Genomic DNA, 13,262 nt, shown 5'->3' on the forward strand with positions numbered 1-13,262 from the left:
AAATGACGATACATGTAGCTTTATTTGAACCACAGATTCCTGCCAATACAGGAAATATCGCACGTACATGTGCAGGTACCGACACGGCGCTACATTTAATCCGCCCATTAGGTTTTTCAACAGATGATAAAATGCTGAAACGCGCGGGGCTGGATTATTGGGAACATGTCGAAATTACGTACCACGACGGAATAGAAGATTTTTTCACTGCGTATCCGGAAGGGAAATTTTATTTCATTACAAAATTCGGAGAGACGAGTTATGATTCATTTGATTACACGGATCAGGACGAAGATATATTTTTTGTGTTTGGCAAGGAAACAACAGGTCTGCCGAAAGAGATTATTGCAGAACATAAGGAAACCTGTCTCCGCATTCCGATGAATGATGAACATATTCGTTCTTTAAATTTATCGAATACGGCTGCTATTTTAATCTATGAAGCATTGAGGCAGCAAAAATTTGCTCATTTAACGTAAAAAAGGGACCGGCATATGCCAGTCCCTTTTTACTGTGCTTATTTCTTTGATTGGCCCGGCTTGTCTTCGTATCCGCCTGTAAAAATAGCAGAGAGGAATGCGACACAAACAGCCATAATTAAAATTAATCTCATTGTTTGTACCTCCTGTAAAATCAGTAGTCCTTCACACAGTATACCGTAAACGGATGAAAAATGAAATATCCTTCGCTTTAGTTTGTGACAGGTTCTTAACAAATCTTAATGCGGCAGGAATAATAGCTGATAGGCAAACAGGACAGCGAAAATATAAAGCAATAAAGGAACTTGCTTAGCCTGACCTTTGGTAATCTTCAGCAGCGGGTAGGTAACGAAACCAAGTGCGATTCCTGTTGCGATACTTGAAGTAAGCGGCATCGTTAAGATTACCAGGAAAGCCGGGAATGATTCATCGAATGAATCCCAGTCGATATGCTTTACGGCACTGATCATGAGACTTCCTACAATAATAAGCGCAGGCGCAGTGATAGCGGCTACTCCTGATAGCGCACTGACAACAGGGCTGAAGAAAGCCGCAATAATGAACAGCACGGCTACAGTCAGCGTAGTGAGCCCTGTACGGCCTCCTACTGCTACACCTGAAGAAGATTCAACATAAGCAGATGTCGGGCTTGTACCGACCATGGCGCCGACAGAAGCGGCAACTGAGTCTGCAAGAAGCGCATGACGTGCACGCGGCAGAGACTTGCCTTTCATCAGTCCGGCTTGTTTTGCTACACCGATCATCGTTCCTGTCGTATCAAACAGTGTCACGAGCAGGAATGCAAATACGACTCCGTACAGGCCGTGTGTAATGACGTCACTCATTGCCTGAATAGGATTCCAGACTAGGATTCCTTCCGGCAGGTGCGGCATTTTCATAAAGCCTTCAAATTTCAACTGTTTGGTGAAGAAAGCAACAATCGCTGTGGAGATCATCCCAATGAAAATTGCACCATAGACATTCAAGTTCATTAAGATAATTGTTACGATCAAGCCGAAAATTGTCAATAGCACAGGAGGAGACGTTAAATCACCCAATTGAACGATATTGGATTCGTGAGGTGCGACTAAACCTGATAATCGTAACCCAAGGAATGCGATAAATAATCCGATCCCAGCGGTGATTCCGTGTTTGAGATTTTCCGGGATGGATTCGATCAACTTTTCCCGAAATGAAGTCATAGAAAGTAAAACGAAAATCAGTCCTGCAATAAATACAGCAGAGAAGGCTGTCAGATAATCCAGCTGGCCGTCTGAGCCGATCACAACAGAAGCAAAATATGCATTCAATCCCATGCCGGGAGCAATTGCAATCGGATAATTAGCGAATAAAGCCATCCAAACCGTTCCAATGACGGTCGCGATGATAGTGGCTAAAAATACTTGGTCAAAAGGAACACCCGCATCCGACAGAATAATCGGGTTGACAATGACGATATAAACCATCGTCAGAAATGTCGTAATTCCTGCTAATAATTCAGTTTTCACAGTGGTATTATTCTTTTTCAACTGAAACAATATATATTCTCCCCTTAAATAACGAACAAATTAAAGACCAAACACAATAATATTCGTTTTTATTGTAGAAATCAAGCCGTTATATTAAAAAAGTTTATTCGTAAAAGTAAACAAAAAACTGTACAATTAGACTATCAGTTTTTTGAAGGAGGAATTTACATGCCAACTATCTTTGAACATATGGTGTTATTGAGCAATGGTGTACAAATGCCGCAGATGGGTCTGGGCACATATAAAATGACAGACCCTGAAGAAACTGTGACAGCAGTAGAGAAAGCGATTTCACTCGGCTATCGGGCAATTGATACAGCGGCAATTTATCAGAATGAAAAAGAAGTGGGCGAGGCGGTCCGGAATTGCGGCGTGCCGCGGGAAGACCTTTTCATTACCTCAAAAGTGTGGAATGATGAACAGGGATACGATGAAACACTGAAAGCCTTCGAGCGTTCATTGACAGCGCTGAACATGAGTTATTTAGATCTTTATTTGACTCATTGGCCCGTCAGCAGCAGCTATATTGATACATATCGCGCGATAGAGAGATTATATGATGAAAAGTTGATTAGAGCGACAGGTGTCTCGAATCACCATGAATCACATTTGATGGAGCTTTTTACGGTTGCGAACATTCGTCCAATGGTTAATCAGGTCGAATTGCATCCGTTGCTTACACAGGTGCCACTGCGTCAATTTTGCAGTGATCATCAAATTGCTGTGACGTCCTGGAGTCCGCTGGCAAGAGGGACTTTATTGGAAGATCCGATATTGCATGCGATTGGTGAAAGTCACGGGAAAACGGCGGCCCAAGTGATTATTAGATGGCATCTTCAGCATAATCTAATTGTTATTCCGAAATCAGTGACGGAGAGCCGTATTAAAGAAAATAGTGACGTGAGTGATTTTCAGCTGTCAGAAGCGGAAATGGCGCTGATTGACGCAATGAATAAAGATCAGAGAACAGGCACAGATCCGGCTATATTTTAATGTAGCTTAAAGAAAACGAGGGAACTAAAATGGGGATATTCAGACGTAAATCAGAACGGGTTACAGAGGTATTAAAGGAAATTGATTCTGCTACGGTCAGCTCAGAAGAACAGCAGCAGGATCAGGAACGGTATAAACAAGTGGAGCATGAATTAACGGCGGCCGTTACGCAGCACGAGAAAGTAAACGCGCAGCACAATGTATTGGGCGAGGCCGTTTCAGAGATTGAGAGCAGTTTTAATATCATTCAGGATCTCAGCGAGAAAACAACGGAATCCTCAATGATACTGCATGAAAACGGCCGTTCGCTTGAAGAAAAATCCATTTATATGGTGAAGGAAGCGGAAGACGGGGCAGATGAAGTCCGTAAAACTGCAGAAGTAATGAATGATTTAGGCAAGCATATGGAAATGTCAGAAGTAAGTATGACGCAATTAAGTGAACGGTCAGTAGAAATTCAGTCAATTGTTGGGGTGATTGAAAATATTGCCGCCCAGACAAATTTATTGGCTTTGAATGCATCTATTGAGGCAGCGCGTGCAGGAGAATACGGAAAGGGCTTTTCCGTTGTCGCACAGGAAGTTCGAAATCTTGCGGAAAGCACTTCTAGCAGTACGAAAAATATTCAGTCGCTGACCAATTCATTGAAAGAAGAAATTCTGCAGGCATTGGAAGCGACAAAGAAAAGCTCGAAGTTAATTGAACAGGGTGTGACGGTCAGTCTGCAGACTGCTTCAAAAATCGGATCCATTCTGGAAACCGTGCAGGGAAGTCAGGCAGATATTTCTTCTATAGAAAAAATGATTGCCGAGCAGAATGAATTGTCCGCTAAAATGCAGGAGGAATTGAGAAAAGCCAATTCGCTATTCTCAGATGCCCATGAATTGATAGTGGAACATATCGAAGACGCAAAAGAAGTGGATAAACGTTTGGAAAGCGGAATTCAGCAACTGTTAATAAAATAAAAGATGCCCCCAGATCATTGGTCTGCGGGCATCTTTACATTTTATTCAGTTTCTAATAGGACAGCTTCGGAAGTGATCGGATGCTCAAAAGCAACCTTTGAAGCGATTAATTTATAAGGACCTCTGGCAATGGTTTCGCTGCCGTACAGCTGATCACCAACAACAGGATGGCCCATATGCGAGAAGTGGACACGAATCTGATGCGTGCGCCCTGTCTCCAGCTGCGCTTCGACCAACGTACTGTTGGCCAGGCGTTCGAGGACTTTAAAATGAGTGACTGCAGACTGGCCGGAAGGGGACACTCTGCGGCGTGTCGCATGATAGCGGTCTTTGCCGATCGGCATATTGATTGTGCCGCGCGGTTTTCTCAGCTGGCCTTCTACTTCAGCTGTATAGAAACGGTCGATTTTATTCTGTTCGAGCATCCGGTCGAGCATTGTCTTGGCAATCGGGTGCTTGGCGATCAGCAGAATTCCCGCTGTATGCTGATCGAGACGGTGCACGTGCTCAGCGTAAGTGCCGCCTGTAGAAGAGATGTAACCCATTACTTCATTCATCAAGGTGCCTGTGCCCGGCGCTTGTTCCGGGTGAACGGAAACTCCGGCCCGTTTATTCACTGCCAGTAAATGCTCATCTTCCCAAACGATATTCAGCAAATCAAATGGTTCGGGTTTATATGACGACTGTGCATCTGAAAAAGCGAAAGTCAGCTCTGTGCCTTCAGGCAGCGGTTCTTTCCATTCGACAGGAAGGCCTTCAGAATCGGTTACGCTTTTGTCCATACGCATTTGGTGAACCGTCTTTTTACCTCCCTGCCATTGTTCGCGGAGGAGCTGTTCCACTGTTTCACCGGGTTGTATCGTTGTGTAATGAAAACTAGTCATCTGGTCAGCCTCCTTAGTTACTCTCAATTTCATCGAAAAATGCTTTGATGTTTTCGTCGGGGTGTCCGCCGATCATTCGGAACTCTTCTTTACCGTCTTTGTAATGAACAAGCGCCGGCCATTCCATGATATCGTATTTGGAATCCAGCTGTTTGTCCAATTCCAGCATATTATACTGATAGATATGAACACCGTATTCATCGGCAATCGGCATCAGCCGAGGCGTGAATTCCATACAGTGCTGGCAGGCAGGACTGAAATAATAAACAGTAGTCGGTTCACCGCTCTCAATTTGCTTATCTAGCTCGTCGGGCAGCACGATGTTTTGATAATTTTCATTAGACAATAAATCAACTGTCCGCTGATCAAGCTGGTCAGTTCCATACGGGTTATCCGTTAATTTCTTTTCATTCGACTTGTTGTTCAGCACGATGATTAAAATAAAAATCACCACTATAATTCCGCCAATGGCTAATAACTTCTTCAATTAATGTCACTCCTTTGTTTGTTTCAACATTACGAGACTTGCAGCAAAAATGAAAGTAAATGCTATGAATGCCATGAACGGGATGGTGATAAAACCAAAATAATTTACATATTGGCCGGTGCAGGAAGCCCCTTTGCAGACAGGCGCACTGTCCTGCAGAAAGGTGAGCTTTTGAATTCCATAATGATAGAGGGAAATCCCGCCGCCTATCAATGCAAATGCGGCAGTCGTTAACGCGGCAGAAGCATTTTTCTGAATAAGTGCGATAAGGGCAATCAATACAATCGGATACATGAATATGCGCTGATACCAGCAGAGTGTGCAGGGCACATATCCTTTAATCTCGGAAAAATAAAGAGAACCGAGAGTGGCGGTCAATGCCGTTGTCCAAATGAATAGCAGAAGATTTTCTTGCTTTTTTGTCATATCTATTCACTTCTTTCTTTTTACTATCACTCTGTTAATCATGATAAAAGCTTTCCCGGCAGGCAGGAAAGCTTTTCGATTATAACGCAGCGCTGTTATCACTTTCTGGGTTTTGTTCCTCAGAACGCTGTTTTATTGCTTCTAAATAGAGAATGTGGTGGCCATCTACTTCTTTTACGGTGAATTCATAGCCCTGTTCAATAATCTTCTCACCCGGAACGGCTTCAAAACGCTGGTCCATGAACCAGCCGCCGATTGTATCGATATCTTCTTCCAGAATCTCAATTTCAAGCGCATGATTAACATTTTCAATGAGCATTTTGGCGTCCAGAATATAATGATCAGGTCCGATTTTCTGAAGCTCAGGCAATTCATCCAAATCGAATTCATCGCGGATTTCACCAACAATTTCCTCCAAAATATCTTCAATTGTCACAAGACCCGAAGTGCCGCCATATTCATCGAGCAAAATGGCCATATGGATACGTTCACGCTGAATCTTCAGCAGTAAATCCCCAATCGGCATGGTCTCAATCACCCGGATAATCGGCTGCATATAGTTTACGACAGACTTGTCGCCGGTAGTCGGATCTTTAATATAAGCAGTTAACAAGTGTTTCATATTGATCAAGCCGATGACATGGTCTTTGTCCCCGTCGATAATCGGATAGCGTGTATATTGCTCCACATCTATCAATTCAAAGACGTCCGATAACGTCATACTTTTGTCTATAGTCATCATTTCCGTACGGGGCAGCATAATTTCTTTCGCAATCCGGTCGTCAAACTCGAAAATCCGGTTTACATATTTGTATTCTGCCTGATTAATTTCACCGCTGCGCAAGCTGTCTGACAGGATGATACGGAGTTCTTCCTCGGTGTGTGCTACTTCTAATTCAGATATGGATTTGAAGCCAAGTAATCGCGTAACTAGACGGGCAGATACGTTCATCCCTTTGATAATCGGATACATCAACCGGTAAAAGATATTCAATGGTACAGAAAGCGTCAGCGACAATTGTTCCGCTTTATGCAAGGCTATGGTCTTCGGGGCAAGTTCTCCCACGACGACATGGAGATACGTGACAATCGCCAATGCGATACCGAATGAAAGGATGGTTTCCACATTCAGATCGAGCGCAAGCCTGTCAAAAAGCGGCGCGAGCATTAATTTGACTGTCGGCTCACCGAGCATACCGAGACCGAGTGCAGTGATAGTAATTCCGAGCTGACACGCGGACAGGTATTCATCTAAGTTATCAGCAATCTTTTTTGAAAGCACCGCTCGTTTGTTACCTTCAACGATCAGCTGATCGAGTCGGGACGTACGGACTTTCACGATGGCAAATTCACACGCGACAAAAAAAGCGGTGAGTGCGATCAAGGCAGCAAATGCTGCCAAACGTATGGCAATGTCCAAATAATGGCTCCGCGCTTAGACCGAATGGGGAAAAAGCACAAAGCGTACACCTCCTGTAATGTAAAGTTAGTTATCTTTTATAATAATTTATTTATAGAGAAAACACAATTCCTGGCGCTTATTATCGGCGAATATATTATGAAGAGAGTGAAAGGTAACTTGGTCGGCAGTTTGAATTCGGGGTGAGCCGTAGCTCGATACGTAAGGAAACGGTCTTCCGCCACATACTCACTATTAAAAATTTGGTCTGCGCCAAAAACTGTTCTTTACAATCTGTCATGTGCGTATTGCGAAAATCTTTCTGCAGTTTGGCAGTGTGTGGATTTAGTTTGTGTGCGTTTCGTTACTTGACTTTGCAGGAAGTTTTAATGAGGTGTGAGTTTGCAGTTTAAATCCGCTTCGGCGCTGGGGGATTGCCTTACGCCATGAGCCAGCTGGCGAAGACCGTGCCAGTTGGCTCATGGCAACGGCCGACCCCGCAGTTGCGCCTTCGCTGGCGTGGGGAATGTATGTCATGTTGTTTTTTTACTGAGTCCGGATTTAGCTGGTGTATTTTCGTTTCTCGACTTTTCAAATACATTGATCACAAGGACCTGTGTCCCTGGTGAATGCTAAGTATTGCATGAAACACCTTACCTATCGTGCTAGCCTCAAATAGAATGCTCATACTGCCTACTCACACCAAAAATATTGAAAAACCAGCCAGTGTACCGAAGTGGAAGGCAACCTAAGTACGCCGCAAGTGCCTTAATTTCTGCAAAGACCACAGAAATACGGCAAAGCGAACCCTACGCTGTTCGCTTGGCAACGGTTGCCTGACTCACTTCGTGTGAAGCCCGCGGCTAAAGCGACTCCGGGAGGATCAGCTCGACAGGTAAGATAACTTGCGGGAGCGAAGCGACCAAGTTGGCTTACCGCGGGCCCTCCGGAACGCGTCCGCCTGGAACGCAGGGGAACGGTCTCTTCCCCTTTACCCTAATATTGCGCAATTACAGTCAAATCAGAGTCTGTCAAGCACAAATTTTGGTTAGGACTCTTAAAATTCAAACCAAAAGAACCTTCTGAAAAAGCAAGGTTCTTTTGGTTACTCTCCGTATTTGGGCTGGGTTTCTTTGAAGGCATTTTGTTCGTTGGGAATACGGCTTTGGTCTTCGAAAACATTTTCGGTTTTCTGTGCCTGTTTTTGCAGACGCTCTTTCTCCAGCTGCTGTTTGCCTTCGGATTTCTCTTTGCTCATAACAGCACCTCCTCCAGTATAAGGATGGCCGTTCAGCAGAAAAATCATTCATAGACATGGTAAGTCATCAAGTCGTGAACCATTTTCAAGACTTCGGTTTCATTCGGCGGTATGCCTTTTGTCCAATTCACCGAACCGTCTTTATGGTAATCGCCTGCATACTGCTGGTTTTGATAGTAAAAAGAAATTGTCCAGCCCGGGAGATCCGTTCCTTCAAACATTTTTTTATGACTGAAATGTTGCAGCATCTGTAGCATCTCCTTTAATTTTGGTGATATCCTAACCATTCTTTTCATAAAATGAGCAAAAGAGCGAAAGGATGAGTGTGTGTTTGTTACGCAATTACGAAATGCCGTCGAAGATGAATATAGATCTTACTTTTATTATAAGTCGATGTATCAGCTGACCAGTGATCCGCTGTGGCAGGAATTTATCCGACATGCTTATGAAGACGAGAAGAGCCACTATGAAATGTTCCAGCAGCTCCACTATATGATGACGGGAAGCTTCGTGCCGAATCCGAAAAAAATGGCGCCGTGCACAAATTTAAAAGAATGTGCGAAAAATGCGCTGGTTGACGAACTGGAAGCGGTGGAAGTTTACAAAGAAATGCTTTTGAAAGCGCCTTTTGATCAGGCCCATGATCCACTTTTCATTGCGATGAATGATGAGATGGAGCATGCAATTAGAATGTCCACGATCTATAATGGAACGAAATGAATCAAAGATCAAAATCATAAGTCTGTAAATAATTTGCACTCAGCAGCATGCGGGCCCCGTACCAGAACATTTCGCCGTCAATCAGCTGAATCGATGAATCCGGCAGCATGTCTTGGAATTGCTTTTGCTGTTTCTCTTTGAACGGATACGGTTCTGAAGCTAATAAAACGAGATCCAGCTTGGCTTCTTTAAATTGTTCTTCCGTCACAGCGGGGTAGCGGTCAGCCGATTCGGCAAACGGTGTGATGAAGCCGATTCGCTGAAGAAGCGTGTTAATGTATGTACTCCTGCCTGCCACCATATAAGGTTTTTTCCAGATGACGTATGCTACCCGTGCAGCAGGTAATGCAGGGAGTTCTGCAAATGCCTGATTAATATCCGCGGCCAATAAATCTGCCTGCTGCTGACGGTCTGTCAGAGTACCCATGTCCGTGATCATCCGAAACGCATCATCAATCGTTTGGACTTCTGCTACATAGACTGGATAAAATTCTGACAGTGTCTCGACCATTTCCTTTGTGTTTTCTTCTTTTTCCATAATAATCAGATCTGGTTTGACAGCATGAATTTTCTCCAGATTCAAATCCTTCGTCCCGGCGACGGCAGGAACTTGTTTTGCGGCCTCAGGATAGATGCAATATCTTGTTCGTCCGGCGATTTCCTCTTCCAATCCCAATGCGAATAAAGTTTCTGTGATGCCGGGGCACAATGTCACGATGCGCTTTGGAGGAAACTCATACAACAGCGTTCTGCCCAAATGATCGGTAACTTCTTTTTTCATGAATTCATTGACCTCCTTTATATGATAAGAAAGCTGAAATGACGCTACTTGCAACGTACCTGATTCAATCCTGATTGTAAAGCCAAAAATCCCCGCCTCGAATTTCTTTTCATTCAGCTGGTTTTTGTTATAATTGGACGAAGACCAAGTGGAATAAGGTGAAAAGATTGACAATAGTGCTGACAATTTTGTTCATGGCGTTTATTGGAGCGCTGATTGGCGGGGTAACGAACCACCTGGCGATCAAGATGCTTTTCAGGCCGCATGAACCGAAATTTATTGGGAAAACACGCTTGCCGTTTACGCCTGGCTTGATTCCGAAACGGCGCAGCGAGCTTGCGGTGCAGCTGGGAAAGACGGTAACGAATTATTTGCTGACGCCTGATCTCTTCAGGAGAAAGCTGATGACGCCTGTCATGGAAGAGCGTGTGGAGAAGTTTGTTCAGGATAAAATGAATAAATACATCCTGCAATCGGACAAGACATTGAATGACTGGCTTGAAATCGCAGGGGCTGCGGATCTGCCGGAACAAGTGGAAGATAAAATGCTCACATTGATCGACCGTCAATTGACCGAAATGAAATTAAAAGTGACAACTGGAACGGTGGAAGAAGTTGTCCCGCTGCGCTGGCAGCAGCAAGTGGAGGAAAGAATTCCGCTTGCCTCGGATTTCTTGCTGCAGCGTGCAGAACAGTATATTGACTCAACTGAAGGAAGAGAGACGTTCCAAAAGCTGATTGATGATTTCCTTAATTCAAAAGGAACATTCGGCGGCATGCTGAATATGTTCTTCGGAGACTCGGATTCGCTCGTCGGTAAGATACAGCGGGAAGCACTGCGATTTGCGGGAGCACCAGGAACGAAGGAATTGCTCGATAAGCTGATCTGGAAAGAGTGGCGCAATATCCAGCAGCAGCCAATGGAAAAACTGACGGCAGAGTTCGACTTCGACAGTGTCTTTCATTCCGTGAGAAAATATGCGCTGGATCAATTGGCACTTAGAGACCGGCTCGACCACAGTTTAGAGCATTATTGGCCGAAGGGAGCGGAATGGACTGCAGACAATATCACACCGCAGATTGTGAAGTTTGTCTTCAAGCAGGCAGAGCTTCAGTTGGAGCAGTCATTACAGAAATTAAAGCTCGACGAAATGGTGAAAGAACAGGTCGATACATTCCCGGTTGCTGTTCTGGAGGATTTGGTACTCGGTATTTCACGCAGAGAGTTTAAAATGATTACGGTTCTTGGCGCAGTGCTTGGCGGCGCGATCGGAATCATTCAAGGGATTATAGCTATCACATTAAATGGAATCTAGGAGGAATTTACATGACAGTGAATATTTATGACGATATGAATAAGTTGGAATCTACTTTGCGCAAGACAGATCAGTATGTAGAAGTGAAAGCGGCTATGGAAGATGTGAAGAGCGATGAAGAGGCCCGAGTATTGTTTGAAAGCTTCCGTGAAATCCAAATGAATCTGCAGCAGAAACAGATGGCCGGCGAGGAAATTGCAGGAGAAGAACTTGAACATGCACAGAAGACTGCACAATTAGCCCAAGAAAATCCGAAAATCATGGCGATGCTGACTGCAGAAATGAAGCTCAGCGAATTGATTGAAGAAGTAAACCGTGTTGTGTTGAAGCCTGTGCAAGACCTTTATGAAAGCTTCAATTAATAGTATAATTGGAACCGGCCCAGGCCGGTTTTTTTCAATCGATGGAGAGTAGGAGAGAATGATGCAGCAACTAAATGTATTTGAAGAGTTTCCGCAAGACTGGATCCGGATGTTCACCCATCTGGCCAATCTATTTTTTGAACAATCAAAAGTAGGAACTGAAACTGTAGATGACGCCGCTATTGACATACGATTTTCTGAACAAATGAATGGGCCAGAGCCAAGCATTTCAGCGGTATTGCATTGGAATGGCCGGCAATACACTTCTGATTTTGCAGAATCTGCAGCAGAGACAGAAGAAAAAGAGCTGGTGCGTCAGAAAAAAAGAATGTATTCACATGTCCTGCTCGATGTATTAGAACAAGCAACCGGCATGCAGCAGGAATGGGGCATACTGACCGGCATTCGGCCGACTAAGCTTTATCATATGTATAAACAAGATGGTTATACGACTGACAAAGCAAAGCAATTATTACAGCAGCGCCACCGAGTATCGATGCGGAAAAGTGAATTGATCGCACAAATCGCGGACATTCAGCTTAACGCGCTGCCTGACCTTTATTCGCTGAAACAGGAAGTGAGTATTTATATCGGCATTCCGTTCTGTCCGACAAAGTGCGCATACTGTACATTTCCAGCTTATGCCATTCACCGAAAAAACGGCCGTGTGGAAAACTTTCTGGACGGTTTGCATGAAGAGATGCGTGCAATCGGAAGCTGGTTGAAAGAGCGTGATATCCGGATTACGACAATTTATTTCGGCGGCGGCACACCGACCTCGATTGAGGCGGATGAAATGGATGCGCTGTATCAGACCATGGCAGATTCCTTTCCATACATGGAGCAAGTGCGTGAAGTGACAGTGGAAGCGGGCCGGCCTGATACGATTACGGTGCCGAAACTGGAAGTGCTGAAGAAGTGGGGAATCGATCGAATCAGTGTAAATCCCCAGTCCTATACTGACGAAACACTGAAAGCGATCGGACGTCATCACAGCGTGCAGGAAACAATCGACAAGTATTGGCTGTCCCGTGAACAAGGCATGCGTAATATTAATATGGACCTGATAATCGGCCTGCCGAATGAAGGTTTGGAGGAGTTCGAGCATTCATTGGCGGAGACGGAAAAAATGCAGCCAGAGTCGCTGACAATCCATACACTGTCATTTAAACGGGCTTCTGAAATGACGCGCAATAAGGATAAGTATCGTGTGGCAGATCGAGAAACTGTCGGCAAGATGATGCAGCGCGGCGAAGAATGGGCGGAGACGAACGGTTATATTCCATATTATCTCTACCGTCAAAAGAATATCTTGGGTAATCTAGAAAATGTGGGCTATTCAAAGCCGGGAGAAGAGAGTCTGTATAATATCTTAATTATGGAAGAAGCGCAGACGATTATTGGACTGGGCTGCGGAGCTTCAAGCAAGTTCATGGATCCTGAAACCGGCAAGCTCACACAGTTCCACAATCCTAAAGAACCTGCAGCTTATATCCTTGGTTTTGAAGAGTCAATTGATAAGAAAATAGCGTATTTGGAGGAATTGTTTCCTTCCGTTCACTCTATAGATTAATAAAAGTTCCCCGGTCACATTGCTGATTGGGGAATTTTTTTAGAGATGGTTGTGCAAATGCTCAGGTAATTGTGTATAATGTTATGAATG

15 protein-coding genes are annotated in these 13,262 nt (G+C 44.3%); 7 read left to right on the plus strand and 8 right to left on the minus strand.

Annotated features, from left to right (window positions below; genetic code table 11):
* The first annotated feature begins 2 nt into the window (after positions 1 to 2).
* Positions 3 to 479, plus strand: coding sequence for a tRNA (uridine(34)/cytosine(34)/5-carboxymethylaminomethyluridine(34)-2'-O)-methyltransferase TrmL (trmL, locus tag GDZ68_RS04050; protein ID WP_153720990.1), 477 nt, complete (start codon positions 3 to 5; stop codon positions 477 to 479).
* 239 nt (positions 480 to 718) lie between these two features.
* On the opposite strand, the gene GDZ68_RS04055 is transcribed toward trmL, so the two are convergent.
* Positions 719 to 2,017 carry an NCS2 family permease gene (locus GDZ68_RS04055; protein ID WP_153720991.1) on the minus strand — a complete coding sequence of 433 codons (1,299 nt, stop codon included), beginning with the start codon at positions 2,015 to 2,017 and terminating at the stop codon, positions 719 to 721.
* 159 nt (positions 2,018 to 2,176) lie between these two features.
* Here GDZ68_RS04055 and GDZ68_RS04060 point away from each other — a divergent pair, with 159 nt between their 5' ends.
* Positions 2,177 to 3,001, plus strand: a complete 825-nt coding sequence (locus GDZ68_RS04060) for an aldo/keto reductase (protein WP_153720992.1) — start codon at positions 2,177 to 2,179, stop codon at positions 2,999 to 3,001.
* A 29-nt stretch (positions 3,002 to 3,030) separates the two neighbouring features.
* A complete protein-coding gene (locus GDZ68_RS04065; protein WP_153720993.1) occupies positions 3,031 to 3,966 on the plus strand; it encodes a methyl-accepting chemotaxis protein in 936 nt (311 codons plus the stop codon).
* A gap of 41 nt (positions 3,967 to 4,007) precedes the next feature.
* Here GDZ68_RS04065 and GDZ68_RS04070 read toward each other — a convergent pair whose 3' ends face one another.
* The 6 genes from GDZ68_RS04070 to GDZ68_RS04095 all read right to left on the minus strand — a co-directional run bounded on the left by GDZ68_RS04070 (position 4,008) and on the right by GDZ68_RS04095 (position 8,668).
* Positions 4,008 to 4,850, minus strand: coding sequence for an RluA family pseudouridine synthase (locus tag GDZ68_RS04070; protein WP_153720994.1), 843 nt, complete (start codon positions 4,848 to 4,850; stop codon positions 4,008 to 4,010).
* Between the two features lie 13 nt (positions 4,851 to 4,863).
* A complete protein-coding gene (locus GDZ68_RS04075) occupies positions 4,864 to 5,337 on the minus strand; it encodes a thioredoxin family protein (protein ID WP_153720995.1) in 474 nt (157 codons plus the stop codon).
* A 6-nt stretch (positions 5,338 to 5,343) separates the two neighbouring features.
* A complete protein-coding gene (locus tag GDZ68_RS04080; protein WP_153720996.1) occupies positions 5,344 to 5,763 on the minus strand; it encodes a disulfide oxidoreductase in 420 nt (139 codons plus the stop codon).
* A gap of 79 nt (positions 5,764 to 5,842) precedes the next feature.
* Complete coding sequence (locus GDZ68_RS04085; protein ID WP_194841051.1) at positions 5,843 to 7,183, minus strand: hemolysin family protein; 1,341 nt, start codon at positions 7,181 to 7,183, stop codon at positions 5,843 to 5,845.
* A gap of 1,084 nt (positions 7,184 to 8,267) precedes the next feature.
* A complete protein-coding gene (locus GDZ68_RS04090) occupies positions 8,268 to 8,420 on the minus strand; it encodes a hypothetical protein (RefSeq protein ID WP_153720997.1) in 153 nt (50 codons plus the stop codon).
* A 44-nt stretch (positions 8,421 to 8,464) separates the two neighbouring features.
* Entirely contained in the window at positions 8,465 to 8,668 is a 204-nt protein-coding gene (locus GDZ68_RS04095; RefSeq protein ID WP_153720998.1) for a DUF5342 family protein, read from the minus strand.
* A 79-nt stretch (positions 8,669 to 8,747) separates the two neighbouring features.
* Between GDZ68_RS04095 and GDZ68_RS04100 the strand changes: the two genes are divergently transcribed.
* Positions 8,748 to 9,140, plus strand: coding sequence for a ferritin-like domain-containing protein (locus GDZ68_RS04100; RefSeq protein ID WP_153720999.1), 393 nt, complete (start codon positions 8,748 to 8,750; stop codon positions 9,138 to 9,140).
* A 1-nt stretch (position 9,141) separates the two neighbouring features.
* On the opposite strand, the gene GDZ68_RS04105 is transcribed toward GDZ68_RS04100, so the two are convergent.
* Entirely contained in the window at positions 9,142 to 9,921 is a 780-nt protein-coding gene (locus tag GDZ68_RS04105) for a helical backbone metal receptor (RefSeq protein ID WP_153721000.1), read from the minus strand.
* A gap of 158 nt (positions 9,922 to 10,079) precedes the next feature.
* On the opposite strand from GDZ68_RS04105, the gene GDZ68_RS04110 reads away from it, so the two are divergent.
* The 3 genes from GDZ68_RS04110 to GDZ68_RS04120 all read left to right on the plus strand — a co-directional run bounded on the left by GDZ68_RS04110 (position 10,080) and on the right by GDZ68_RS04120 (position 13,172).
* Positions 10,080 to 11,237 carry a DUF445 domain-containing protein gene (locus GDZ68_RS04110; RefSeq protein ID WP_153721001.1) on the plus strand — a complete coding sequence of 386 codons (1,158 nt, stop codon included), beginning with the start codon at positions 10,080 to 10,082 and terminating at the stop codon, positions 11,235 to 11,237.
* Positions 11,238 to 11,248: 11 nt separating this feature from the next.
* Positions 11,249 to 11,599, plus strand: a complete 351-nt coding sequence (locus GDZ68_RS04115; protein ID WP_153721002.1) for a YlbF family regulator — start codon at positions 11,249 to 11,251, stop codon at positions 11,597 to 11,599.
* A gap of 61 nt (positions 11,600 to 11,660) precedes the next feature.
* Entirely contained in the window at positions 11,661 to 13,172 is a 1,512-nt protein-coding gene (locus tag GDZ68_RS04120; RefSeq protein ID WP_153721235.1) for a coproporphyrinogen III oxidase, read from the plus strand.
* The last annotated feature ends 90 nt before the right edge of the window (positions 13,173 to 13,262 follow it).

Origin of the sequence: Sporosarcina cascadiensis, from assembly GCF_009650995.1 — a bacterium.
Taxonomy (GTDB): Bacteria; Bacillota; Bacilli; order Bacillales_A; family Planococcaceae; genus Sporosarcina; species Sporosarcina cascadiensis.

Coding starts and splice junctions, on each gene's coding strand:
- GDZ68_RS04120 (WP_153721235.1), top strand. CDS start 11,661: ATGCAGCAACTAAATGTATTTGAAGAGTTTCCGCAAGACTGGATCCGG.
- GDZ68_RS04095 (WP_153720998.1), bottom strand. CDS start 8,668: ATGCTGCAACATTTCAGTCATAAAAAAATGTTTGAAGGAACGGATCTC.
- GDZ68_RS04070 (WP_153720994.1), bottom strand. CDS start 4,850: ATGACTAGTTTTCATTACACAACGATACAACCCGGTGAAACAGTGGAA.
- GDZ68_RS04105 (WP_153721000.1), bottom strand. CDS start 9,921: ATGAAAAAAGAAGTTACCGATCATTTGGGCAGAACGCTGTTGTATGAG.
- GDZ68_RS04065 (WP_153720993.1), top strand. CDS start 3,031: ATGGGGATATTCAGACGTAAATCAGAACGGGTTACAGAGGTATTAAAG.
- GDZ68_RS04115 (WP_153721002.1), top strand. CDS start 11,249: ATGACAGTGAATATTTATGACGATATGAATAAGTTGGAATCTACTTTG.
- GDZ68_RS04090 (WP_153720997.1), bottom strand. CDS start 8,420: ATGAGCAAAGAGAAATCCGAAGGCAAACAGCAGCTGGAGAAAGAGCGT.
- GDZ68_RS04080 (WP_153720996.1), bottom strand. CDS start 5,763: ATGACAAAAAAGCAAGAAAATCTTCTGCTATTCATTTGGACAACGGCA.
- GDZ68_RS04060 (WP_153720992.1), top strand. CDS start 2,177: ATGCCAACTATCTTTGAACATATGGTGTTATTGAGCAATGGTGTACAA.
- trmL (WP_153720990.1), top strand. CDS start 3: ATGACGATACATGTAGCTTTATTTGAACCACAGATTCCTGCCAATACA.